Source organism: Rhizobium sp. Root1203, assembly GCF_001424945.1.
Taxonomy (GTDB): Bacteria; Pseudomonadota; Alphaproteobacteria; order Rhizobiales; family Rhizobiaceae; genus Rhizobium.
Genome location: NZ_LMCW01000010.1, coordinates 90,591 through 114,096, shown reverse-complemented (window position 1 = coordinate 114,096; position 23,506 = coordinate 90,591). Strand labels below are relative to the sequence as shown.

Here is a 23,506-nt window from a genome sequence, read left to right as displayed (position 1 = left end):
TCAGACGCCGACCGAGATCTTCAGCCAGCATCTATTGGCTTTGGAGGGCACCCTCAGGTAGGCTGCTGAACTGCGTTGCATTCGATCTGGAACCAGCACCGCAAAGTTAAAGTGTCCTGATTCTGCAAAGTTAGAATGTCACTCTCCCCGCGTTTTGAGGACGTGGGAGATTGCCGATGGGACTGATTGCGATGAGCGAGCGTGATCTGCAGCGGATCGAAGTTTTGTCGAAGGTCATCGCCGGCCGGATGACGTTGGTGTCGGCGGCGCATGTTCTGGGCTTGAGCGAGCGCCAGGTTCGCCGGTTGCTGGAGCGGATCAGCACGGGTGGCGCGGCGTCGATCCGGCACAAGGCGATCGGCCGGCCGTCGAACAACCGGATCGGCGATGGGCTTCGCGATTATGCTGTGGCGATCGTGCGAGAACGCTATGCCGATTTCGGTCCAACCTTGGCAGCCGAGAAGCTTGCCGAGCGCGATGGGCTGACGGTGTCGCGTGAGACGTTGCGGCAATGGATGACGGAGGCCGGCATCTGGCTGTCGCGCAAGTAGCGGCGGACGTTTCATCAGCCACGATTGCGACGCGAGGCCTATGGCGAGCTGGTGCAGATCGACGGCTCCAAGCATCGCTGGTTCGAAGATCGTGGGCCACCGTGTACGCTGTTGGTGTTCATCGACGATGCGACCGGCAGATTGATGCAGTTGCGGTTCGTGCGATCGGAAAGCGCCTTCAGCTACTTCGAGGCGCTGGAGCTTTATTTGCGGGATCACGGTGCTCCCGTTGCCTTTTATTCCGACAAGCATTCGGTGTTCCGGGTGGCCAAGAAGGATGCCAAGGGCGGTCAGGGCATGACCCAGTTCGGCCGGGTGCTTTGCGAGCTAAGCATCAAGATTCTTTGCGCAAATTCAAGGCAGGCCAAGGGCCGCGTCGAGCGGATGAACCGGACATTGCAGGACCGATTGATCAAGGATATGCGGTTGGCCGGGATCAGCGACATGCAGGCGGGCAATGCGTCTATGCCCACTTTCATGGAAGGCTACAACGCGCGGTTTGCAGTTGCCCCTGCCCGATCTGACAATCTGCATCGGCCGGTGAATCTCGCGTTGGACCGGCTCAAGGTGATGTGACGCGTGGGCTGGTTGGCCGTTATGTCGAGACCTATGCCTTCGCTGATGGCCGGCTGGAGGTGCGCTGGAAGGGGCATTCGCTGCCGTATCGGGTGTTCGACAAGGACCAGCGGGTGACACATGCGGCGATCACCGAGAACAAGCGGCTCGGCGACGTTCTTGCCTATATCAAAGACCAGCAGGATCAGCGATTGCCGCCGAAGGTGAAGACCAACAGCGAGAAGATTGGCTACGTCAAACGTGGCCGCAAGCCAGGCAAGCGGACGGATTTCGGGAGGGATCCAGCCGTGATTGCCCGACGGCGACAGGCGCTCCCTGACCTCGATGCGGCGGAATGACTGGCTGCTCCGACTGTCCAAGCTAAAGCCGAAGGGGAGCATCTCACCCGCCCCCGCCCTTCCCTTACAACCCGGCCCAGCCGGTCCGGTCGGGGGCTTGCCTCAGCGCAGTGGACATGCCGAGTGTCGCATTTCTAAATGGCTGAAGGCGCGCCCAAAGTGACACTTCTACATTGCACACAAACGGACATTCCAACCCTGCCGCCACATTGATGTAGCCGGGTACATTCTATTTCCAAGTGCGACATGCCAATGATTACAATGGCTTCACTATGGAGATTTTGGCATGTCTGGATGCTGTACGCAGATCACCCTCGCCGATCGCCGACGCCTGCATCACCTGGTGGCGGCAAAAGTTCCGGTAAGCGAGATCGGCTTGGCCGTCATCGCTCGACGATTTACCGCGAGATCAAGCGCAACACGTTTCGCGATCGTGAACTGCCGGACTACGACGGCTACTGCAGCACGGTTGCGAACGACATTGAGCAGGACCGACGTCGCCGGCTGAAAAAGCTGCGGCGTCACCCGAATTTGCGAACAGAGATCATCAACCAGTTGGAGGCTCGCTGGTCTCCCGAACAGATTGCCGGACGCCTGCTGTCGGACGGCGTCAGTCGTGTTCGCGTTTGCAAGGAGACAATCTATCGCTTCATCTACAGCAAGGAAGATTATGGGCTTGGTCTCTATCAGTATCTGCCAGAAGCGCGCCGCAAACGTCGTCCAAGCCTCCCTGCCCTACAAAAAGCTCGACACTTTACGGTCGGCGCCGGGAGGGAAAGTCCCGAATGCCTGGTTCGGGCGCGACGAAAGCAAAGAGCTTATGTTCTTCGCCGGGATCCACGTTCCGCAGTGGACAAGGGTGATAACTGGAGTGGCCGTCTTCGGCTGCAGCATCCGCTATCGGTTGCCATCGCTGAGGGTTGTTTCGTTCAAGGGGTATTAGCGCCACGCTGGGCATTCCTCGACCACGGCCACTGACCATCGATCTCGGCCTCGAGCGAAAAGCTCAGGAAAGTTCGAATGAGGACGATCAGCCCGAGAAGGCCGACGCTTTCCCACGTCAGAGGAGCAATGATGGTGGCGATGATATCGGCCCCTATCAGGATTTTGAGCCCAAGCAATATCCCCCGCCCGAGATTGGCGCGATAGCGCTCATAGGCATTGCGTTGTCCGGACGAGAGCAGATCCCGGACGTATCCGGCCGTCGCCAGGGCCACGCCGATCAGGATTACCCCGACCCCGAAAAATTCGAGCCCGGTTGCAAGCGGCTTCAACACGGGAGCGATCAGGTTGGCGAGACCGCTCGCTTCAGTACCAATGTCCATCTCAGTATCCTCTGTAATAAATCTGAAAAGTCCCGACGCGCGGTTTCTGTTAGTTGGGTTCGGCACCTGACGTGCTGGCGAAGAGGGCAACGGCGGCGATTATAGCTGGCAGGCTAAAGGCGGCCGCAGGGCTGAACATGTAGCCCGCCGCTCCGGCGCCGCATCCGATGGCAAACGTCACGACAGCGGTGGCCATCTTTCTCACCCGTGCTTTTGCGACGGTGATTTCCTGGGCTTTCGAGTTGGCAAGGATGTCGGCAAGATCGAGCATGATCTGTGTCGTCGTACCCGTCATCAAGGTGGTCGGCGGCGCTTTCGACAGATGGGACCGGTGAAGACCGTTCTGTATGGCCATTGCCGACACCAGTGTCATCGCAACTGCAAACGTAACGCCATTCTCGTCGCCGTGGAATGGACCATAAACCATGGCAATGGCCGCTACCGCGGCGAGCAGGATCAATTTTACGACCAGCATGGGCCGGACGGGGGAGCGATTCCGGTTTTGAAGTTTCAGGCAAACCAGCCGGGACGCGAAGACGACAAGGCAGAACATCGGCAGGACCAGCACCTTCGACAATGCTCCGCCAAGGCCATGGGCCATCGTTGCGCCCAAGGTCACGAAGTTGCCTGTGACATGCGCAGTAAAAAGACCTGAAAGAGCCAGGAAGCCGAGCGTATCGACGTAGCCGCCATTGAAACTCAGAAGGGTAGGAAGGGAGGGAAGCTTCATTTCATGACCTCTATTTTTGTTAGATGCCGCGACGTTGCTCGCGACGTGGCTCCAGTTTTGACGCCGGATGCCGGCTTCAACAATTGCATCAATTGTTTCGAGTTCATTGCGCGTGGCGGCATAATGGGCAGGGCGGCCGAAGCCGCCGCCCCACCCAAAGTCTTCGTTAAGCTGCACCGGGTCGATTGATCGTCAGGAAATGGCGTACGACGGGTTTGTCCGGACCAACATGATAGGCGAGCACCTTGCCCTGGAGGTCGGCGTCGGCATTGGAGACGCGCTTGTGCTGGCGCAGGTGTTCAGCCCAGGATTCCACCATGAACCCTTCGACGATCTTCTCCGGGTCAGCCGAGTCCTCGGTGACACCCCAGCCATAGGCACCATCACGGCGGCGTTCGTTGGAAAGATGATCGATGGCGTGCAGGAATGCGCTGCGGTGCTGCTTCTCGACCTTGTACTCGATCAGGATCAGAACCGGACCACGGTCATGGGCAACGGGTTCCGCGACAAGCGGCTCAGGCCAGTGGTTGGACGGCACCATGTCGGCATCGCCTGCAGGAAGCTTTACGCGGTGCATGATGAACCCGGCCACAAGCAGTCCGGCGGCTCCGATGAGCAAGGTGGACTGGATCCCGACAGCTTCGGCGACAGCACCCCATCCGAGGCTTCCGGCAGTCATCGCACCATTGAAGACGGTCAGGTAGACAGCAAGACCACGACCGCGCACCCAGTTGGGTAGAACAGCCTGCGCTGCGCCGTTGAGCGTGGTCAGGGCGGTGATCCATGCGCCCCCGAGGAACATAAGAACGATGATGGCGACGATCTTCGGCGGGGCAAGCGACAGGACACCCAAGACAACTGCGGTGATCAATGCTGCGCCAAGAAGCAGACCGTCCGAGCTCAGGCGTTCGCGAAGCCACGGCATGACCAAGGCTCCACCGATCGCACCAGCTCCGACCGCACCAAGCAGGATGCCGTAGAAGCTGGCATCCCCACCGAGCAGTTGCCGGGCGACGAGCGGGAGGAGCGCCCAGACGGCACTGGCGAAGGCGAAGAAGATGGCAGCCCGTAGGAGGACGACATGCAGCGGCCTGCTGGAGCGGGTGTAGCGAAGTCCGGCACGGAAGGCACCGAAGAAGTTCTCCTGAAGCGCGTCGTTTGCATTCTTCGCCCGTGGCCACCAGACCAGAGCTGCGATGACCACGGCGTAGCTTGCGACATCCGCGCCGTAGGTAATCCCGGCTCCAAAGGCTGCAAGAAGCAGGCCGCCCGCGGCAGGCCCGATGGAGCGGGCAATGTTGATGCCGAGCGAGTTCAGCGCCACGGCGCTCTTGACATCCTCGCGTTTGACCAGTTCGGGAACAATGGCCTGCCATGTCGGTCCCATCAGAGCAGCGCCAATGCCGCCGAGGAAGGTCAGACCGATCAGCGCGCTGACCGACAGCATGCCCGTCTGGGACAGGACCATAAGCGAGATGCTGACGGATGCCAGCAGGAACTGGACGGCCATCAGGAACCTGCGGCGATCAAGGATGTCGGTGAGAACGCCCGCAGGAATGGCAAGCAGGAAGATCGGCAGGGTTCCGGCCGCCTGGACCATGGCGACTGCGGCCGGCGATGCCGAAAGATCCGTCATCAGCCAGGAGCTTGCGACGTCGCGCATGAAGCTTCCGGTATTGCCAAGGACGGTGGCGATCCAGAGAACCGCGAACACAGGCTGTGCGAGTGGCGCGAAGGTTCCGCCGGATGCTTTTGCAGCGCTCATTTGCCTGCTCCCTTGGTGAGGTCGAATGCGGCGACGAAGAGGAATGCGCCAGCGAGGCCAACATGTTCAAAGAAGGCGTTGGTCGCCATCATGCGGTCCATGCCGGGAGCCATCTCCCAGAAACGGAGGGCGATGAACGTTGCCATGAGCGTGAAGCCAGCGAGCGCCAGCGCTCCGAGCCAGCGAAACAAGCCCGATACCACCATGGCTGAAGCCGTCAGCTCGAACACGATGACGGCGACTGCGAAGAATGCGGCAGGATGAAGACCGAAATGATCCATCTCAGTCAGTGCGCCGTTGAAGTCGAAGATCTTGGTAAGCGGACCCTGTATGTAGGCAGCGCAGAGTGCGAGCAGCGAAACGGTTCGCGTGATCGGAGAGGCCAACATGCGCGTCAGGCCGCTTAGGATCGGGTTCGACGTGGGGGATAGGTGGGTCATAATCTGCTCCTGCATGTACGCCGCGAGCGGCTGCTTTTGATGGAGCGATATTGACTGGTTGCAGCGGCGCCAACAATTGCAGCAATAGTTTCGATTTAATTGCAAAATGGGCAATTATGAAGTGATGCTCGGGTGGCTGGATGCCACCCGAGCCAGGCTCGTCAGACGGCCCAACAGGAGCAACCGAATGCGCCGAAGAATCCCTTGAGGTCGGCGATTGGAAGCTTGGAGGTCCAAGCTCCGGCATGGTCGTGGCCGTGCACGCCGCAATCGCTGGCGCATCCGCATGTGGAGATGGCGGTGCGGCGCAAGGATCGAGCGCCCGCGCCCTCCGGTTCGCCCCAGGCCGCGTAGCCGCCGAACTTGCGCACGGGAGACCAGTCGGGCATCGCGGGCGGGATGTCGTTCTCGTCGAGCGTCTTGAAGTCGCCTGCGCCATAGACGATCTTGCCGCCGACCATGGTCAGTTCCGAGGTGAGGAACGAAATCTCGTCCTCGGCGCAGGAGAAGAAGTCCTTGTCCGGCACCACCAGATCGGCGAACTGGCCCTTCTCGATGCGGCCCTTCTTGCCCTCTTCATTGGAGAACCACGTGACCTTCTCAGTCCACATGCGCAGCGCGGTCTCCCGGTCGAGGCAGTTGGCTCGCGGATAGAGTTGCATTCCACCGACAGTCTTGCCGGTGACCATCCACGACAGCGAAACCCATGGATTGTAGGAAGCAACGCGCGTCGCATCGGTGCCTGCGGAGACATTCACACCCTTGTCGAGCATGCGGCGGATCGGCGGCGTAGCCTCGGCCACGCCGTGACCGTATCGCTCGACGAAGTATTCGCCTTGATAGGCCATGCGATGCTGAGTGGCGATGCCACCGCCGAGTGCGGCGATGCGGTCGATCGAGCGATCCGAGATGGTTTCGGCATGGTCGAAGAACCAGTTCAGTCCTTCGAGCGGAATGTCCTTGTCGACCTTCTCGAACACGTCGAGCGCGCGGGAGATGGTCTCGTCATAAGTGGCATGCATGCGCCAGGGCCAGCGGTTCTCGGCGAGAACCCGGACGACCTCTTCCAACTCGCCCTCCATCTCCGGTGCCATTTCCGCGCGCGGCTGGCGAAAGTCTTCGAAGTCGGCAGCGGAGAAGACCAGCATCTCGCCAGCACCGTTGTGGCGAAAATAGTCGTTGCCCTGCTTGTATTTGACCGACTGCGTCCAGTTTAGGAAATCCTGCTTCTCTTCCTTGGGCTTCTGCGTGAAGAGGTTGTATGCAAGACGAACCGTCATCTGGTTCTCGTCCGACAGCTTCTGGATGACCTCGTAGTCGTCCGGATAGTTCTGGAAGCCGCCGCCCGCGTCGATCACTCCGGTAACGCCAAGGCGGTTCAGTTCGCGCATGAAGTGGCGGGTCGAGTTTACCTGATAGTCCAGAGGAAGCTTCGGCCCCTTGGCGAGCGTCGAGTAGAGAATGCCTGCATTCGGCTTGGCCAGCAGCATGCCAGTCGGATTGCCATTGGCATCACGGGTGATTTCACCACCCGGCGGGTTCGGCGTATCGCGGGTGTAGCCGACGGCGCGCAGCGCCGCGCCATTCAGGAGTGCCCGGTCGTAGAGATGCAACAGGAAGACCGGGGTATCGGGAGCGATCGCATTGATCTCCTCGATCGTCGGCAGGCGTTTTTCGGCAAACTGATGTTCAGTGAATCCGCCGACGACGCGCACCCATTGCGGCGCGGGCGTGATCGCCACCTGGCGCTTCAGCATGCCCATGGCATCTGCGAGCGAGCGCACGCCGTCCCAGCGCAGTTCCATGTTGTAGTTCAGGCCGCCGCGAATAACGTGAGTATGGTTGTCAATCAGGCCCGGCAGGACGCGCTTGCCCCTGAGGTCGACGATCTTCGTGTTGGCACCAGCCAGCGCCATAATCTCGCTGTCGGATCCGACGTCGAGAAACAGGCCATCCTTGATGGCGATCGCCGTGGCGTTTGGATTGGCCCGGTCAAGGGTCGTCACGCGGCCGTTATGGAGGATCAGGTCGGGATGCATGGTGTCTACTCCGGTCTGGTTGGCATCGGCGGCTTTCGCCGGGGAGAAGAGGTTCGAGAACGCCAGGCTCGACGCGCCCCCAAGAAAGGATCGACGAGTCGTCATCAGCTCCGCTCCTCCGCTTTCGCCTCTGCCTGATGGGCGAGGTCGATCCGATCGCTGCCCTTCGGTAGGTGGCCGAACATGTGCGGCTTGATCTGATGAATCCATGAAACGCCTGCTGGCTCCCTGCTCCACAAGGTCTTTGCGAAAGGGATGATCTGTTCACCGACGAGAATGCCGAGAAGGCCGACCAAGGCGATGACAGGCGGAGCCGGCGAGCGGACGTTCAGGAGGCTGTACACGATGCCGACCAGCAGACCTGCGCCGAGAGACAGGAGATAGATTTTCATTGGTTGTCCTTCACGATTACGGAAAGACCGCTCCGACGGGTTATCGGAGCGGTCTGGCCAGACCCTTAATTGGCGGGATTTGGGCCGATGCGCTTGCCGTGCTTGACGCGTTCTTCGCCACCGTGGACATGCGTGACGGCGTAGTCGATGCCCATGCCGTATGCGCCGGAATGCTCCTTCACGAGGGTGGTGACAGCATCGTAGGTTTCCCTGCGGGCCCAGTCGCGCTGCCACTCGAGCAGGACCTGCTGCCAGGTGACCGGGATCACGCCTGCCTGAACCATCCGGTCCATCGCGTATTTGTGCGCGTCTGAGGACGTGCCGCCGGAAGCATCCGCGACCATGTAGATCTCATAATCCGGAACATCATGCAGAGCCGAGAGTGCGAAGGTTGTGTTGCACACTTCCGTCCACAGACCGGAGACGACGATCTTCCGGCGGCCGTTTGCCGCGTTCTTCGCCAGCGCATCGCGCACGTTCTGGTCGTCCCAGGAGTTCATCGAGGTGCGCTCGAGAATGTCGTTCTCCGGATAGACCGCCAGAAGTTCCGGGAAGGTATTGCCGGAGAAGCTTTCTGTTTCGACGGTGGTGATGGTCGTCGGGATGTTGAAGATCCTTGCTGCCTTGGCCAGACCGACGACGTTGTTCTTAAGCGTCTGGCGGTCGATCGACTGAACGCCAAAAGCCATCTGAGGTTGCTGGTCGATGAAAATCAACTGGCTGTTGGCGGGAGTGAGAACTTCGAGCTTGGACATGAGATTTTCCTCTTCGGTTGTTTGGACCGCTAATGCGGCTGGTTATAAACTTGGCAGGGCCTGTCGAACGGACACCATGTCCTGGAACACGCCTCATAAGGCCCTGAGTAGGTCGAAACCGATGCTTCCGTTCACTCGTTGCCTCGGCTGCTGAAAGGAAACGTAGCGTGATTTGCACTCATGCAAAATTGCAATATTAATTGCGAATGAGTTGCCTTTATCGCAATAATTACTGACGTTCGGTTGACCTGCGGACGTCGCACAATCATTCGGACAGGAGGCCCTGAGGTAGGTTGCAGTGTCGCTGTTCACGCTATTCGGCGTGGAGCGATTTGGCCGAATTCGCTTGGGGCGAGACGGCCCGTGGACGACAGGAGAGCGGGGTGTGAGCCGTGACATGCGTGGCAGTCTGCCATTGAGCATTGACGCGACTAGATGGTGAGTACGCTCTACGCGCAGGGGTTCCATTGGCGATTACTTTGTCTTCTGCTTACTCTCAACAACCGTTGCTTCAATTTTATAGGCCGCCGAACCAGGAGACGACCGCCATGTCACGGCACACTCCCACACAGGATAGGCCCATCACCCACTCCGCGCTGTCCGACGATGGATCAAATCAGCCGTGGGAATATATTCGAAGGAGAGATGGGAGAAGCCCGTCATTGTGGAGTAACTATCCATGGATATGGACAAAGCCACTACGGTGTGCCGGTATCATCGTCGTAGGCAGAAAACACGCCCGCAACCCAGTCTGCAAAGACCTGATACTTAACGCTAGGAAACCGGCCCGCTGGCCTTACGATGTGAACAGGATAACGTGGTGGCGCCCAATCGTTCATGATTGGGACCAGGGCGCCACGAGCGATATGGGGCCGTGCCAAGAACTCAAATGTCTGCCCGATACCCAGTCCTGCTAATATTCCATGCAAATGCGCCGTGGCATCACTGGTGGAGAGCTTGATGGGGCTGTAGATCTCTATTTTCTCATCGCCTTTCATCAGTCGAACGGGTGCAGCTTTCAGACTACGTGCAAAAAAGTACTGCACGAAAATATGATCACGCTGCAGATCCGATGGCGAAGCTGGCACGCCGTGTTTTTCGAGGTACCACGGGGTTGCGCAGGTCACTATCTCAACGCTACATAACTTCCTCGCAACGAGAGATGCGTTGGGCAGATCGCCGGCACGGATGACGCAGTCTATGCCCTCTTCGACGATGTCGGCCTGACGTTCTGTTACACCAAGCTGCAGCTCGATCTCTGGATAGAGCGCGTAAAACTCTGGCAACCGAGGGATCAGAATCGCATTCGCGAAGGTCCCTCCTACGTCAACCCGAAGTTTTCCCCTGGTGGCTAGGCGCCCACGGGTCGCCTCATTGTTCATTTCGTCGAAATCGGCGATCAGGCGAATGGCGCGCTCGTAATAAGCAACTCCCTCAGGTGTCACGGTGACTGAACGTGTCGTGCGTTCGAGCAGCTTGAGGCTCAAGCTTGCCTCGAGATCCTGAACAAGCTTACTCACGGTCGACCGTGGCGCACCCATCGTGTCTGCAGCCTTTGCAAAGGATCCGGCCTCGACGACGCGAACAAAGGCTCTGATCGCTCCCAATTGATCCATTGTCATCTCTCCATCGAAATTTATGTGTGCGGCGTCCAAAATACGAAATGCCATCAGTTTTGAGGGGTATTGTCAGGCAGCCAGTGGCTCGAGATTTGCCTGGATCTGATCGCGGAAAGCTTCATATTGGCCCGGTAGCTTGAGCGCTTCCCCAAGGTGAGCCGTGTCTTCATCGCGATTGAAGCCCGGCTCGTTCGTGGCAACCTCGAACAGAACGCCACCCGGCGTGCGGAAGTAGATCGCCCAGAAATAGTCGCGGTCGATGACGGGCGTGACCTGATACCCCGTGTCCATTAAGGCCTTGCGCACCTCGAGCTGCTTCTCACGGTTATCGACGGCGAAGGCGATGTGGTGAACCGATCCCGCCCCCTGACGCGCGAAGGGCATTTTCGGCAGGGATGCGAGATCGATCGAATCCGCTCCGTTGCCATTGGGGATGATGAAGCGAGTCACGTCGCCCTCCTTCTCGGCGCGCTGGTAACCCATGAAGCCGAGAAGCTCTTCCGTAGCTGCGGTGTCATGCAGGCTGAAGCGAGCACCGGCGAAACCGCGGATGGCCGCATCGTCGGGAATTCCATCCGCCCGCCATGGCGCGCGGTTGTCGTCGGCGGACTCGATCAGCGCAAGACCGTCGCCATCTGGGCCCATGAAGCGAAGACGGTTGGCGCCGAAGACAGTATCCGTTTCTAGACCGTCGACACCTTGAGCCGCGAAGCGATCCTGCCAGAACTTCAGCGAGCCCTTTGGAACCGAGAACTGCGTCTCACTGACCTCACCCACGCCCGGACGACCAAGCATCAGTTTCGGGAATGGGAAGTAGGTCATCACCGTGCCTGCGGAACCATTCTCGTCACCGTAGTACAGGTGGTAGACGCTCGGATCGTCGAAGTTGACCGTCTGCTTGACGCGGCGCAGACCCAGCGTGTCGGTGAAGAAGCGATTGTTCTGCCGCGCGTCCGATGCCATCGAAGTTACGTGGTGAAGTCCCTTGATGTCCTTGATCATGTCAGTGCCTTTCAATCAGCGTTGGGTGTTCAAGTGTTGATATGAATGTAGGCCCATTGATCACCGCGCAGAATTGCAATATTTCTTGTGATTGAATTGCCAAATTTGAAACAATGATATGAACGATTACAAAGCCCTTCGAACCTTCCTGCTTGCCGCCGAGAAGCGGAACTTCGCCCAGGTAGCCCGCGAACTGGACATGACACCCGCAGCCGTCACGCGTGCCATCGCCGCGCTCGAGGCAGAACTCGGCGTACAGCTCTTTGTGCGCACCACGAGGCAGGTTTCCCTGACGACCGATGGCGCGATCTTTGCCGCGCAGATCCAGCCCGCGGTGAAGGCGCTCGAAGACGCTCGGCGCGAGGTGATGAACGCGCACAAGGCCGATGAGGGACGGCTTCGGATTAGTGCGCCAACGTGGTTCGGCAAGGCAGTGCTGCCGCCGATCCTTTCAGGATTCAAGGAACGATATCCGAAGATGAGCTTCGAGATCTCGCTGTCCGATGGATTGGTGAACATCGTGGACGACGACTACGATCTGGCGATCCGCATCTCGTCCCAGCCGTCCGACAAGTTTACGATCTGGCGCAAGATCCGGGTGGTGCCGCGGATCCTGATCGCTGCTCCCGGCAGCAGGTTCGTCGAAATGCAGCACCCGAACGAACTGACACCCGATGACTGCCTCGCCTATAGCGGTGAGAGCCGGCGCGAGAACTGGGTGCTGTCGGATGGTGGATCCAGCATGACGATTTCGGCAGGTCGGGCCTTCAGCGCCAATAGTGGCGAGGTTCTGGCGGACATGGCCGCCGACGGTGCGGGCGTTGCCATGCTACCGGGGTTTCACATTGCCGAACACCTGCGCACCGGACGCCTAGTACAGGTCTTTAAAGGGTGGGCACCCCCAGAGTTGTGGCTGACGCTTTATTATCCCCCATATCAGGCCCTGCCACCCCGGATCGCATCCTTCTCGAAGTTCTTCGAAGAGCAGGTCCCGGCGCACATGGTCATGCTGGATTGACGCTCAGTTAGGACGACGACCTCAGGCTGCTTGCTTTGCCTTGATCCGCTCGGCCACGAACGCCTGCAGATGCCAGAGGTTTCGGTCTCGGATCCCCTCGGCCTCAAGATCAACGATCGTGTTGTGCAGATATTGCGCGCACGATCCGCCTTGCCCGCAGGCGTTTGCGATGAGCTCCGCGGTGGTCGGGATCGGCAATGGCTTGGTGAGGCCGGATCGTCTCGTACTTGCCCAGAACGTCAGGGCGTTCTTCATGCCTTCAGGCGTCTGCACACGAACCCACCGGACCATGTCGGCGACTTCGTGGTACTTGAGCTCGCGCGCCACGAGCGCACGGAGATCCTGGCGGCGACGCTCTTCCGATAACCGGAGTACCACGCCATCACACCGCCCGCCGCGTTCGAGAGCCATCATCAGGCCTGGTTGTTCGCTGGTTGCCCGCCAACGTTCGATCCTCAGCGAGAACGATCGGTGCCATCCATATGCGGATGCTCGCATTCGGGCTATCGGCTTGAACTCAGGATTCCAGATAAGGGAACCATAAGCGAAGACCCAAATCGGTTCGCCGTCTACCTCTCGTTCAATCCTGTCGACGAGACAGTCAAGTTCCGCCTCGGAGAGTGGTGTCCAGCCCGGTTCTGGGCCATCGTCCAGGACGTCTCGCAACGTCAAGGCAACAAGCTCCGGTGTCAGCATCATCATCTTGTTCCGAAATAAAGCACGCGTCTCACGAGATCGGAGCCGCGATCGCTTTCGCATCGCGGCTCCGAGAAAGTTCGGTCAGGACTGCACGAACGCCAGAAGATCGGCATTCAGCACATCGGCATTGACCGTCAGCATGCCATGCGAGAAGCCCGGATAAGTCTTGAGCGAACCGTTCTTCAAAAGGTTGGCCGACTTCAACGCCGAGTCCTCGATCGGAACAATCTGGTCGTCTTCGCCGTGCAGGACGAGTGTCGGGACAGTGATCGCCTTCAGGTCTTCCGTCTGGTCGGTCTCCGAAAAGGCCTTGATCCCGTCGTAATGAGCCTTGGCACCGCCCATCATGCCCTGCCGCCACCAGTTCTGGATCACGCCTTCCAGGGGCGTCGCGCCATCACGGTTGAAGCCGTAGAACGGGCCTGCCGGAACATCCCGAAAGAACTGCGCGCGGTTGGCCGCGAGTGCCGAACGGAAACCGTCGAAGACTTCGATCGGCAGACCTTCAGGATTGGCATCCGTCTTCAGCATCAGCGGCGGCACGGCGGAGACCAGGACTGCCTTGGCGACGCGGCCGGAGGGCTGACCATGCTTTGCCACATACCGCGCAACCTCGCCGCCACCAGTGGAGTGGCCAATATGCACGGCATTCTTTAGGTCCAGCGCCTCGACGACGGCAAAGGCGTCGGCCGCGTAGTGATCCATGTCGTGACCGTCTGCGACCTGGGCGGAGCGGCCATGGCCACGGCGATCATGGGCGACGACGCGAAAACCCTTCGACAGGAAGAACAGCATCTGCGCGTCCCAGTCGTCCGACGACAGCGGCCAGCCATGGTGGAAGACGATCGGTTGCGCGTCCTTCGGACCCCAGTCCTTGTAAAAGATCTCAACGCCGTCCTTGGTGGTCACATAGGCCATTGTCTTTTGTCCTTCGGTTGTATTGTTGGCGGTGGGCGCAGCATTCACTGCGAAGTTGAAAGCGGGGGAAGTGGCCGCGGCGGCGACAGCAGCGCCAGCGGAGAGCAATGCGCCTCGGCGCGTCATGGAAGTGAAATTCTCAGTCATCTTGCGTCCTGCGACTTCGTCATTGAAAGCTTCAGGCGACACTGTGTTCGTCTGATGGATGGATACTGCCGTCAGATCCGCTCAACTACAATTGCGCTAATAATTTCTATTTTATTGCGTAAGACGCAACAATCGGGGGCCATCGACTGAGACTGGAGCTCATGTCACGGGGGAAGGCGGTGGATTACCGCCTTCATGGGGCTGACGCCAGAGGAGACTGATGCACGCCGGCGATCCCAAGTGATCCAGTAGCAGCCGTCGCGTCTGCCTTTATTGATGCTCGGGAGCTCTTGAAAGCAAACGACATCGTGCGGAGGATCGCGATTTCGAGGATGGCTTCGGTGCCTACTGGAGACACTACCTCCCTGCAGACTTTCGAGAGGCGAAACTTCATGGGATGTCCGGAGTTGCTGCCGGAATCGGGGCTTTCTCGTATCGTGACGGATCCTACTACTGTTTCCTGGACAAGGTCTCCATTCGACGCTGGCACGCGCATCACCGTGGCGTGAGTTATCGATTTCAAAGGCGAAAAGTCAAAGTAGAAATTAAGCAAAGGTTAACGGGGGCCGGGCCTCAACGCCGTTCCCGCATTGGCGATCGGGCGCGATCTGGTCGAGTGGGATGTGAGAGACAACGATGGCAACCTGGCGAAGGTGCATCCCAAGATCGGCTTCGCCGCCAATCGTCAGACTATCCTCATCGACGCTGCGGTCTCAGGTCTGGGCGTCGCCAACCTGCCGGATTTCATGATCGACCGCGCGCTGGCCGCTGGCGACCTCGTCCGGGTCTTGCCGGAATGGCGGCCCTCGCCTGTCAAGATGACCGCGCTATGGCAGAAGGACAGGATCACGGGGCGCCTCATCAAGGCGATTGTGGCGGAGTTTACCGAAGCCTTCGCCGAAAAACGCTGATCAGCCGCGGAGATCTCCCTCGCAGCCCAATCGGTTTAGAAATCGCCAAAAAAGGCACTCCGGGAGGACGGATATTGCACCGCTGTCCCGGAGTCCGTAGCTCGCTTCCGTGGTCGTCCGTTCCCCACCGCTACGGTGACGGCACGTTCCCGCTTGCCGACCCCAAGCTTGGCCGCGCCCAGCACCTGGCTAGCAACGCCATCCGCGTGCGATCAGAGACGGAAGCTGCCGACTTCCTCCGTCGCGGGTTCTCGGTCTGGATGGGCGGCAAGGACACGAACAAGGTGAATCTGATCCGCCGACAACATCGTGTTCTGAGAACGTTTCGAGCGGGGATGCGCTATTTGTGGTCGCATCCCGGCGACCGATCCGATGACAATGTTGCGGTTAAATTAAGGCTTCAGATCCAGAAGCGCTCGATCTCACCGAGATCTGCAATCACCTGAACGCGACACCACGCAAATGCCTCGGTTACAAAACGCCCGCCGAAGTCTTCCGCCAGAAACTTCTCGCGCAAATCCGTCGTAACGGTTAACCTCTCGAAGCTCGAAATTCGCGATTAAGTGTGAACTCACAGTCAGTTACTTGGACCGACCCGACCAAATAAACGAAGGCTGAAGGCAATGACATTTGATGACCTCAGGCGCGCGCCATACAATCTCGATGAGCAAGACATCCAGTGGGTCAGGAAAACCCTCTCAGGTCTTTCAGAGGATGACAGGCTTTCGCAACTCTTCAACCTTGTGCTCTTCGGTAACGATCCCGCCGAGATAGAGCGCATAATGCTCTTCCGGCCCGGAAGTATTACCCGTTTCAGCGGCGCGGACGCTGAGACCGAGCGGGCACTCATAGCGAGGCTGAACGATGCGCTTTCCGTGCCGCTACTCGTTTCCGCAGATCTGGAAGGAAGTAGGCTCAGCCTAACAGGTGCGGCCGAGATGCCCAATCCATTGGGACTTGCGGCGCTCGATGACGTGGCCGCGACCGAAGAAGTCAGCAGGATCATGGCGCAGGAAGCTCGCACCTCGGGCATCAATTGGTCGTTCACGCCAGTCCTTGATATCAACGCCGCCTTCAGGAGTTCGATCGTGGCAACCCGTGGCTTTGGCTCCAACGTCGCCACGATCGAGCGGCACGCGATCCGGCAGATGGAGGTGTTTCAGCGATACGGGGTTGCGTCTGCCGTCAAGCACTGGCCAGGGGAAGGTTTTGATGATCGCGATCAGCATCTTGTGACCACTGTCAATCCACTTGATCTGGAAACCTGGGAAGACAGCTTTGGCCGCCTCTACCGCCGTGCGATTGATGCCGGCGTGTTATCGGTGATGTCCGCGCATATTGCTTTCCCGGCATTCGTACGCTCGTTTCTCGAAGACGCCGGGCAAGAAGCATTCCGGCCTGCCTCAATCAGCCGCCTTCTCAATGAAGAGCTTCTGCGCAAACGTCTTGGCTTCAATGGGGTGATCGTCTCCGACGCCACACCGATGGCAGGGCTTGGATCGTGGTCGAAGCGCTCAGAACATCTACCCGAAATCATCGCGTCCGGCTGCGATGTCATCCTTTTTTCCGACGACTGGGAAGCAGATATCCAATACCTGAAAACTGCGCTGGCCGATGGTCGCTTGACTGCATCGCGCATCGACGAGGCACTCATACGGCAACTCGGTCTAAAGGCCGCGATCGGCCTGCACAGACCGCAAACCGTACCGACCACTGACCACACCGCCAATGTAGCATTTTCTGAAACACTGGCCCGCCGCATCCCAACTCTCGTCAAAGATGTCAGGGGAACCTTACCGCTGAGCTTGGAGCATCACAGGCGCGTTTTGGTCTTTTCCGGCGATATCGTCATTCCTTTCCTACGTGAGCCATTGCAATTCGCGCTTCCTGCGGTGCTGGCCCAAGAGGGGTTTCAGGTTACGGTTCATACGCCGAATAGTAATCCAGATCCCCGGAATTTTGATCTGGTTCTTTATATTCTCGGTGATGAGACACTCCTCACGCGTGGCCGTGTATTCCTAGATTGGCTGAAGCTCACCGGCGGTTTTGGCGAAGCCATGCGCCGGTACTGGCATGACATTCCGACGGTCATGATTTCGTTCGGCTATCCATATCTTCTCTATGATGCTCCGCGAGTGCCGACCTACATTAATGCGTATACGACCACGGAGACGATGCAACGTGCCGTCGTTGATGCACTTCTGGGTCGGGTGCCTTGGAACCGCAACAATCCAGTCGATCCATTTTGCGCACTTGAAGATGCTCGGTTCTGAACGGGTTTGGGACGGAAATCCCATCTCCGTTGATACTCGAGCAGATCGGAGTTGCCGTGCCGACATCACCTCGGTGATCGGGTGCCGATGAGGTCGGCAAGGTCCTACCCGGGATCGCGGCCCAATCAGATGCGGTTTTCATCGACTTGCGAGCCGTATAGAATGAGGCGGGCATGACGTTCGAGAACTTGGTCAAGACGACCGTATTTCTGACGAACCGTGACGACTTTCCAACTTTCGCCGAAATTCGAAAGGCTCATCTCGGACACGTAAAACCAGTTCCACGCTCGTGATCGTTTCCGGTCTTGTGCGACCGGATCTGCTCGTTGAAGTCGAGGGGGATGCTGTAGCAAGTTCTTGAGCTATGGAAACCGTCGAGTCGCGGCTCCCGTTTGCACAGCGAGGCGACAAAACCCCTAGTGGAAATTCCTCGCCTTTACCTTCAAGGTGTCAATATGCAGATCTGGAATGAAGATGTCGCGCGGCTGAACCGCAGGCTTCGGCCTGTCGCGTGGATCCGGCCCGCCGCCGTGGGCGAACTCGTCTCCCCTGCCCGTCGGAAGCTTGAAATCGATATCGCGATCCGCCAGTCCTGAAAGGTCTCCGGAGAGGTCGAATAGCTGCTGCGCTACGAGATGGACGACGTCGCCTTCCCTCTGGATCTTCCCGTTGATCGCCATCATCGACGATCCGAGCACCACTCGGCGGCGCTTCTCGAACAGCGATGGCCAGACCACAAGGTTGGCAGAACCACTCTCGTCCTCAATGGTGATGAACATCACGCCTTTCGCCGATCCTGGCTTCTGCCTGACGAGGACGAGACCCGCGGTCATGAGCCAGCGGCCATCACGGGCGTTCATTGCCTCCGAGCACGTGACTATGTTTCGTTTCTGCAGATCCTTCCGAAGGAAAGCGAGCGGATGCTCGCGCAGCGTCAGCCCCGTGTGGCTGTAGTCGGCGATGACATTGTGTCCGTCAGTCATCGGCCGGAGTGCGACCTCCGGTTCCTGCTGCTCGGCGATCGTTTTCATCTCGCGCTCGGCAGCGGCCGCGAACAGTGGCAGCGGCTCGTCGCGCAAAGCCTTGATCGCCCAGATGGCGTCACGGCGTTCGAGTTTCAGAGACGGCAGGTAGGCATCGGCATCGGCGAGCTGCTTCAGAGCCTCGGACGGGACGCCCGAACGCCGCCACATGTCGTCGATGCTCTCGAATTCATTGTTCATCCGGGCGGCGACAATGCGGGCGGCGTCGGCGACGGCCAGTCCCTTGACCATCCGCATTCCGAGACGGACTGCGTGGCGGTCGCCGTTGCCGACGCGTTCAAGCGTGCAATCCCAGCGAGATCGGTTCACGCACACTGGGAGAACTTGCACGCCATGGTTCTTGGCACATCCGACAATCTGCGCGGGAGCATAGAAACCCATGGGCTGGGAATTCAACAGAGCGGCACAGAACGCATCCGGATAGTGACACTTCACGAAGCTGGACGCGTAGGCGATGAGAGCAAACGATGCCGCATGACTTTCCGGGAAACCGTAGGACCCGAACCCTTCGAGCTGCCCGAACGTCTTCTCGGCAAACTCCGGGGTGTAGCCATTCCTGATCATGCCGGACACCAGCTTGTCCTTGAACCGCGAGACGCCGCCCGTGAACTTGAAGGTAGCCATGCTTTTCCGCAGCTGGTCGGCCTCCCCGCCCGTGAACCCGGCGCAGACCATCGCCACGCGCATCGCGGATTCTTGAAACAGCGGCACTCCGAGCGTCTTCTTGAGGACAGCTTCCAGCTCGGGCGTCGGGTATTCCTCCTTTTCTTTACCCTCGCGTCTGCGAAGATATGGATGCACCATGTCACCTTGAATCGGTCCCGGCCGCACGATGGCCACCTGGATCACCAAGTCGTAGAACGTCTTTGGCTTAAGCCTCGGCAACATCGACATCTGCGCGCGGGACTCGATCTGGAAGGTTCCAAGCGTGTCCGCTTTCCGGATCATTGCGTAGGTCTTCGGGTCCTCCTGCTCGATTTTTGCAAGATCGAGATTGACCTCCTTGTGCTCGCGGATGAGGTCGAATGCCTTCGACATGCAGGTGAGCATACCCAATGCCAACACATCGACCTTCATGAATTTCAGGGCCTCGACATCGTCCTTGTCCCACTCGATGATCTGGCGATCCTTCATCGACGCGGGTTCGATCGGTACGAGATCGTCCAATCTGTCGTGCGTCAACACAAAGCCGCCAGGATGCTGGCCGAGATGTCTCGGCGCGCCCATGAGCTGTTGTGCCAGCCGCAGGGTCAGTGCAAGACGGCGGTCGTCGGGGTTCAGGCCGAGGTCGCGGATGTTGCGATCAGGAACCTCCTCCGACCATGACCACATGCCGGACGACAGAGCCTTGATCACATCCTCGGGCAATCCCAGCGCCTTGCCGACATCCCGGATCGCACCCTTCGCCCGATACCGGGTGACCGTCGCACAGAGAGCAGCCTTCTCTCGCGTATAGGTCTTGTAGATCCATTGGATGATCTCCTCGCGCCTCTCATGCTCGAAGTCGACATCGATATCCGGCGGCTCGTCCCGTTCCTGCGATACGAAGCGCTCGAACAGGAGATCATTCGTGCTCGGGTCGATGCTCGTGATGCCGAGGACGTAGCAGGCGGCCGAATTCGCCGCCGATCCGCGCCCCTGACACAGAATACCTTGGCTGCGGGCATATTTGACGATGCTGAAGACGGTCAGGAAGTAAGGCGCATACTTCATCTTCTGGATCAGGTCGAGTTCGTGACGGACGGTCTTCAGGACGTCGGGCGGGAGGCCCTCTGGATATCGGATCGGCACGCATTCCCAGAGGTAGTGCTCCAGGGATTCCTGAGCGGTCTTGCCTGGCACAATGGCTTCCTCTGGATATTGGTAGGTCAGCTCTTCGAGCGAGAACTTGCAGCGGTCGACGATCTCCATCGTTCGCCGGAGCGCTTCCGGATTGCGCGAGAACAACCGCTCCATCTCCTCGGGAGGTTTCAGATATCTGTCGGCGTGGCGCTCGCGCTCGAAACCGACCGCGTCGATGGTTGTATTGTGCCGGATGCAGGTGACGACGTCCTGAAGTTGCCGCCTGCCCGGCTCGTGGAAGAGCACGTCGTTCGTGACGACCGTCTTCACCCTGAACTTCATTGCAAGGTTCGAAAGCTCATGGAGGCGCAGTTGGTCGTTCGGCCGCCGCCGGAGACAGAGCGAGAGATATGCCCTGTCGCCGAAAATCTCCGCCATCTTTCGGAGTTGGACCGCGCAAACATCGCCCGGCATATCCGGCACGAGAATGCCGAGCATCCCGTCCGAGTATGCGATGACGTCCTCAAGGTGCAGGATGCAGTTGTTCTTGCCACCGCGGGACTTCCCCAACGTAATGAGGCGGGTCAGCCGGGAATAGGCGGCGCGATCCGTCGGATAGACGAGGATCGACATCCCGTCCTGCAGATCGAGACGGCAGCCGACGACCAAGCGGATCCCAGTCGATCGAGACGCTTCGAGCGCACGGACGATCCCGGCAAGCGAATTCCGATCGACGACCCCGATAGCATCGATCCCCAGCAACTTCGCGGTCTGGAACAGTTCCTGCGCCGAACTCGCCCCGCGCAGAAAGGAGAAATGCGTCGTGACCTGGAGTTCGGCGTATCTCATCAGCCGAATATCCCGTGCATGAACCACCGATGGTTCCCGGTTTCGGGATCCACGCCGTCGCCAGAACGGAAAATCCACAGACGCTCGCCCGTATCATCCTCAATGACGAAGTAGTCGCGGACAGCGGCCATTTCGGAGTTGCGTTCCCACCATTCGCCGAAGATCCTCTCAGGGCCGTCGGCATTCTTCACCTTGCGGCGCTTACCACGCCACATGATCCAAGCAGGAGGATGGTCAGGCATCAGCGCCATCACATCGACCTGCTCCGGTCGTGCCAGAAGGCGGACGGGTCGCTTCCAGTGATTGACCCAAGCGGCCTCCACTGGGTCGGATGCGGCGCCGATCCTCTGAACCGAACGTTCCGGAACGTCGGAAGCTACGGGGGCGACGCGATAGACGCGTTGACCGCGGTTGCCGTAGATGTCGATCAGCGGCGTGAGGTCGATCACTTCCTCCTCGACGAGCGATGACGACGTCTGCGTCTCATCGAGCACCTCGGACATCACGGCGACGAGCGTGAGTTTCTCGATGCCGAAGCCGGGTTCGATCTTCTCGGTTCTATCCTTGAAGAGCTTCGTGAGCCAGGCGACATCGCGCGCAGGCTTGGCGGTCCCTGCCCTGATTGCCTGCCGGGTGCCGTCGACTTTCTCGACGATGAGATCCGTCCGGCGAACCCCGAGACCCTTCTTCTGCAGTTCTGCGACAAGCTGGACGACCAGTCGGCCCACGTACTTGTTGATGGTCTCGGCGGCACCGATGGGTTCGGCGAACGAACGGCTGACTTCGATCAGTTCGTCGGTGCGGATGGGATCGATAGGCTCCGGCATTCGGCCGAACATCTGGTCCAAGCGGCGACCTATTTCCGGCCCGAAGCGAAGGGTCAGCGGTGCGCGCGGTGTATTGGCGAGTTCACCGACAGTCTTGAAGCCGAGAGTTCGAAGATCTCCGACGACCTTGTCGGGCAGCCGGAGCAGCGAGAGCGGAAGCTTCTCGACCGCTCTTACGGTTTCGCCTCTGGGAACAATGACGACTTCGCGGGTGACCGCGCGGGCGCATGCGTTTGCCGCGCCCCATGTGTCGGCGATGGCCACCCGCGCAGCCAGCCCCTTGGCGCGGAACCGGTTGGCGATACGTGCCAGCATTGGCTCCTCGCCACCCTGAAGATGGTCGGCACCTTCAGTGTCCATAACGAGGCCATCATGACCATCGACGGCGACGATCGGCGAATACTGCGTCAGTGCCCAGAAGGTGATCCGTTCGAGTGCGGCGGCATCCGCAGCAGGATCCGCGTCGATCATCGTCAGCCCACGGAAAAGCGCCTGAGCCTTGGCGGCTTGCATGCCGACATGGACGCCTGACTTCTTCGCCGCATCGTCGACAGCGGAGACCCAGCGCTTCGATCCCGACTTTGCGATCACCGCGATCGCCTGTTCAGCCGGAATAGATGGATCGGCTCGACGAATGCGATCCGTCGGCAGGTCGGGCAGATAGATCGATACGACCCTTGTCATCACATGCTCCTACGCAAAACTCAGCACACTCGCCCGCCTTCACGCGCATCAATTCCAGCAACCACCTCGCCCGACCGACACCGGGAACCGGAAGCGCCTCGGACGGCAGCACACTGACCCTCCACCGCGTCGTCGAGGCCGTCGGCTGGCCGAAGTCATTCGCTTCAGTCTGCCGTCGCCATCGCCTGACCGCCAACGCCAGGGTTCCCGTGCGTTCGGCCGCAAGCTGCAGACGGCGCGAGGCAGTCATTGGAAGCCGGACGAGTTCGCCGACCACGGCGCCGAGACCTCCGTGCGCCAGCGCCTCTTCCATGTTCGCCAGCACGTCCTCTTCCTTGTCGGACTCGACGAAGATCACCCGGTCGGGATGCAGGCCCACTTGCGCCAGAGCCGGGAAGAAGAGGTCCGGCCGTGTTAGGCACCAGACGATCGGCCCCTTCGTCCGCGCGGCTATTCCGGCGGCAAACAGGGCTGCGGCTGCCCCGTCGACTGTACCTGCCCCGCCGCCAGCGAACTCGTGCAATGCGCCATGGGCGAGCCCGCCTCCCGGGAGTGCACCATCGATCTCCGGAACGCCGAACTCCAGGCATCCGCGCTTCTTCACTGCATGGCTCTCGATGGCGCTGATGCGTGCCCGAAGATCGGCTATGACGTGCTCGCGGACAGCGGACATCGATCACGAATCCTGTTCAGATCGCGTTGACATTGACGACATCATGTCGCTTGACTGTGATTGTTCCCTTTCTGTTCCTTCCGGAAATCAGAGTCAATACGCCCAAAAATAGGAAAACGATCCCATTATTTTAGTTGGATTGAAGATTGT

At 59.4% G+C, this 23,506-nt stretch carries 17 protein-coding genes and 4 pseudogenes; 7 read left to right on the top strand and 14 right to left on the bottom strand.

Features of this window, described 5'->3' with window-relative positions; genetic code table 11:
• The first annotated feature begins 176 nt into the window (after positions 1-176).
• From ASC97_RS09955 to ASC97_RS35215, 3 pseudogenes are all read left to right on the top strand, one after another.
• Positions 177-1,465, top strand: a pseudogene (locus ASC97_RS09955) (ISNCY family transposase).
• A 286-nt stretch (positions 1,466-1,751) separates the two neighbouring features.
• A pseudogene (locus ASC97_RS32830) lies at positions 1,752-2,185 on the top strand (transposase); the annotation flags it as partial.
• A 49-nt stretch (positions 2,186-2,234) separates the two neighbouring features.
• Positions 2,235-2,327: pseudogene (locus ASC97_RS35215) on the top strand (SOS response-associated peptidase); the annotation flags it as partial.
• Positions 2,328-2,394: 67 nt separating this feature from the next.
• Here the strand turns inward: ASC97_RS35215 and ASC97_RS09940 are convergent.
• The 9 genes from ASC97_RS09940 to ASC97_RS09900 form a co-directional block, all read right to left on the bottom strand.
• Entirely contained in the window at positions 2,395-2,790 is a 396-nt protein-coding gene (locus tag ASC97_RS09940; RefSeq protein ID WP_057468189.1) for a DUF1622 domain-containing protein, read from the bottom strand.
• A gap of 49 nt (positions 2,791-2,839) precedes the next feature.
• Entirely contained in the window at positions 2,840-3,520 is a 681-nt protein-coding gene (locus ASC97_RS09935) for a YoaK family protein (protein WP_057468199.1), read from the bottom strand.
• Positions 3,521-3,686: 166 nt separating this feature from the next.
• A complete protein-coding gene (locus ASC97_RS09930; protein WP_057468188.1) occupies positions 3,687-5,285 on the bottom strand; it encodes an MFS transporter in 1,599 nt (532 codons plus the stop codon).
• Positions 5,282-5,725: a DoxX family protein gene (locus tag ASC97_RS09925; RefSeq protein WP_057468187.1), complete on the bottom strand. Its 444-nt coding sequence runs from the start codon at positions 5,723-5,725 to the stop codon at positions 5,282-5,284. The genes ASC97_RS09930 and ASC97_RS09925 overlap by 4 nt, the downstream gene beginning before the upstream one ends.
• A gap of 161 nt (positions 5,726-5,886) precedes the next feature.
• Positions 5,887-7,869 carry an amidohydrolase gene (locus ASC97_RS09920; RefSeq protein WP_057468186.1) on the bottom strand — a complete coding sequence of 661 codons (1,983 nt, stop codon included), beginning with the start codon at positions 7,867-7,869 and terminating at the stop codon, positions 5,887-5,889.
• Positions 7,869-8,156: a XapX domain-containing protein gene (locus ASC97_RS09915; RefSeq protein WP_057468185.1), complete on the bottom strand. Its 288-nt coding sequence runs from the start codon at positions 8,154-8,156 to the stop codon at positions 7,869-7,871. Before ASC97_RS09915 ends, ASC97_RS09920 begins: the two co-directional genes overlap by 1 nt.
• Before the next feature lie 65 nt (positions 8,157-8,221).
• Positions 8,222-8,911 carry a hydrolase gene (locus ASC97_RS09910; RefSeq protein WP_057468184.1) on the bottom strand — a complete coding sequence of 230 codons (690 nt, stop codon included), beginning with the start codon at positions 8,909-8,911 and terminating at the stop codon, positions 8,222-8,224.
• A gap of 698 nt (positions 8,912-9,609) precedes the next feature.
• On the bottom strand, positions 9,610-10,527 hold the full coding sequence (locus ASC97_RS09905) for a LysR family transcriptional regulator (RefSeq protein WP_057468198.1): 918 nt from the start codon (positions 10,525-10,527) through the stop codon (positions 9,610-9,612).
• Positions 10,528-10,599: 72 nt separating this feature from the next.
• Positions 10,600-11,532 carry a VOC family protein gene (locus ASC97_RS09900; protein WP_057468183.1) on the bottom strand — a complete coding sequence of 311 codons (933 nt, stop codon included), beginning with the start codon at positions 11,530-11,532 and terminating at the stop codon, positions 10,600-10,602.
• Between the two features lie 118 nt (positions 11,533-11,650).
• On the opposite strand from ASC97_RS09900, the gene ASC97_RS09895 reads away from it, so the two are divergent.
• Entirely contained in the window at positions 11,651-12,550 is a 900-nt protein-coding gene (locus ASC97_RS09895; protein WP_057468182.1) for a LysR family transcriptional regulator, read from the top strand.
• 21 nt (positions 12,551-12,571) lie between these two features.
• Here the strand turns inward: ASC97_RS09895 and ASC97_RS09890 are convergent, their stop codons facing one another.
• Complete coding sequence (locus ASC97_RS09890) at positions 12,572-13,249, bottom strand: gamma-glutamylcyclotransferase (RefSeq protein ID WP_156390342.1); 678 nt, start codon at positions 13,247-13,249, stop codon at positions 12,572-12,574.
• An 81-nt stretch (positions 13,250-13,330) separates the two neighbouring features.
• Positions 13,331-14,167: an alpha/beta fold hydrolase gene (locus tag ASC97_RS09885; RefSeq protein ID WP_443216737.1), complete on the bottom strand. Its 837-nt coding sequence runs from the start codon at positions 14,165-14,167 to the stop codon at positions 13,331-13,333.
• 770 nt (positions 14,168-14,937) lie between these two features.
• On the opposite strand from ASC97_RS09885, the gene ASC97_RS09880 reads away from it, so the two are divergent.
• The 3 genes and pseudogenes from ASC97_RS09880 to ASC97_RS09870 all read left to right on the top strand — a co-directional run bounded on the left by ASC97_RS09880 (position 14,938) and on the right by ASC97_RS09870 (position 17,498).
• Complete coding sequence (locus tag ASC97_RS09880; protein ID WP_244481437.1) at positions 14,938-15,225, top strand: LysR substrate-binding domain-containing protein; 288 nt, start codon at positions 14,938-14,940, stop codon at positions 15,223-15,225.
• Between the two features lie 394 nt (positions 15,226-15,619).
• A pseudogene (locus ASC97_RS33890) lies at positions 15,620-15,760 on the top strand (IS30 family transposase); the annotation flags it as partial.
• Between the two features lie 88 nt (positions 15,761-15,848).
• Positions 15,849-17,498 (top strand): glycoside hydrolase family 3 protein, encoded by a 1,650-nt coding sequence (locus ASC97_RS09870; RefSeq protein WP_057468179.1) that lies wholly within the window; start codon positions 15,849-15,851, stop codon positions 17,496-17,498.
• A gap of 416 nt (positions 17,499-17,914) precedes the next feature.
• On the opposite strand, the gene ASC97_RS09865 is transcribed toward ASC97_RS09870, so the two are convergent.
• Genes ASC97_RS09865 through ASC97_RS09855 form a run of 3 tightly spaced genes read right to left on the bottom strand, consistent with a single transcriptional unit; the run spans position 17,915 to position 23,356 of the window.
• Positions 17,915-21,172 carry an error-prone DNA polymerase gene (locus ASC97_RS09865; RefSeq protein ID WP_057468178.1) on the bottom strand — a complete coding sequence of 1,086 codons (3,258 nt, stop codon included), beginning with the start codon at positions 21,170-21,172 and terminating at the stop codon, positions 17,915-17,917.
• On the bottom strand, positions 21,172-22,683 hold the full coding sequence (locus ASC97_RS09860; RefSeq protein ID WP_057468177.1) for a Y-family DNA polymerase: 1,512 nt from the start codon (positions 22,681-22,683) through the stop codon (positions 21,172-21,174). The genes ASC97_RS09865 and ASC97_RS09860 overlap by 1 nt, the downstream gene beginning before the upstream one ends.
• Positions 22,604-23,356: an ImuA family protein gene (locus ASC97_RS09855; RefSeq protein ID WP_057468176.1), complete on the bottom strand. Its 753-nt coding sequence runs from the start codon at positions 23,354-23,356 to the stop codon at positions 22,604-22,606. The genes ASC97_RS09860 and ASC97_RS09855 overlap by 80 nt, the downstream gene beginning before the upstream one ends.
• Positions 23,357-23,506: the final 150 nt, after the last annotated feature.

What these genes read in the sequence shown, in the direction of transcription:
- ASC97_RS09940 (WP_057468189.1), bottom strand. Translation starts at nt 2,790, where the DNA reads ATGGACATTGGTACTGAAGCGAGCGGTCTCGCCAACCTGATCGCTCCC.
- ASC97_RS09935 (WP_057468199.1), bottom strand. Translation starts at nt 3,520, where the DNA reads ATGAAGCTTCCCTCCCTTCCTACCCTTCTGAGTTTCAATGGCGGCTAC.
- ASC97_RS09930 (WP_057468188.1), bottom strand. Translation starts at nt 5,285, where the DNA reads ATGAGCGCTGCAAAAGCATCCGGCGGAACCTTCGCGCCACTCGCACAG.
- ASC97_RS09925 (WP_057468187.1), bottom strand. Translation starts at nt 5,725, where the DNA reads ATGACCCACCTATCCCCCACGTCGAACCCGATCCTAAGCGGCCTGACG.
- ASC97_RS09920 (WP_057468186.1), bottom strand. Translation starts at nt 7,869, where the DNA reads ATGACGACTCGTCGATCCTTTCTTGGGGGCGCGTCGAGCCTGGCGTTC.
- ASC97_RS09915 (WP_057468185.1), bottom strand. Translation starts at nt 8,156, where the DNA reads ATGAAAATCTATCTCCTGTCTCTCGGCGCAGGTCTGCTGGTCGGCATC.
- ASC97_RS09910 (WP_057468184.1), bottom strand. Translation starts at nt 8,911, where the DNA reads ATGTCCAAGCTCGAAGTTCTCACTCCCGCCAACAGCCAGTTGATTTTC.
- ASC97_RS09905 (WP_057468198.1), bottom strand. Translation starts at nt 10,527, where the DNA reads ATGGATCAATTGGGAGCGATCAGAGCCTTTGTTCGCGTCGTCGAGGCC.
- ASC97_RS09900 (WP_057468183.1), bottom strand. Translation starts at nt 11,532, where the DNA reads ATGATCAAGGACATCAAGGGACTTCACCACGTAACTTCGATGGCATCG.
- ASC97_RS09895 (WP_057468182.1), top strand. Translation starts at nt 11,651, where the DNA reads ATGAACGATTACAAAGCCCTTCGAACCTTCCTGCTTGCCGCCGAGAAG.
- ASC97_RS09890 (WP_156390342.1), bottom strand. Translation starts at nt 13,249, where the DNA reads ATGATGCTGACACCGGAGCTTGTTGCCTTGACGTTGCGAGACGTCCTG.
- ASC97_RS09885 (WP_443216737.1), bottom strand. Translation starts at nt 14,167, where the DNA reads ATGGCCTATGTGACCACCAAGGACGGCGTTGAGATCTTTTACAAGGAC.
- ASC97_RS09870 (WP_057468179.1), top strand. Translation starts at nt 15,849, where the DNA reads ATGACATTTGATGACCTCAGGCGCGCGCCATACAATCTCGATGAGCAA.
- ASC97_RS09865 (WP_057468178.1), bottom strand. Translation starts at nt 21,172, where the DNA reads ATGAGATACGCCGAACTCCAGGTCACGACGCATTTCTCCTTTCTGCGC.
- ASC97_RS09860 (WP_057468177.1), bottom strand. Translation starts at nt 22,683, where the DNA reads ATGACAAGGGTCGTATCGATCTATCTGCCCGACCTGCCGACGGATCGC.
- ASC97_RS09855 (WP_057468176.1), bottom strand. Translation starts at nt 23,356, where the DNA reads ATGTCCGCTGTCCGCGAGCACGTCATAGCCGATCTTCGGGCACGCATC.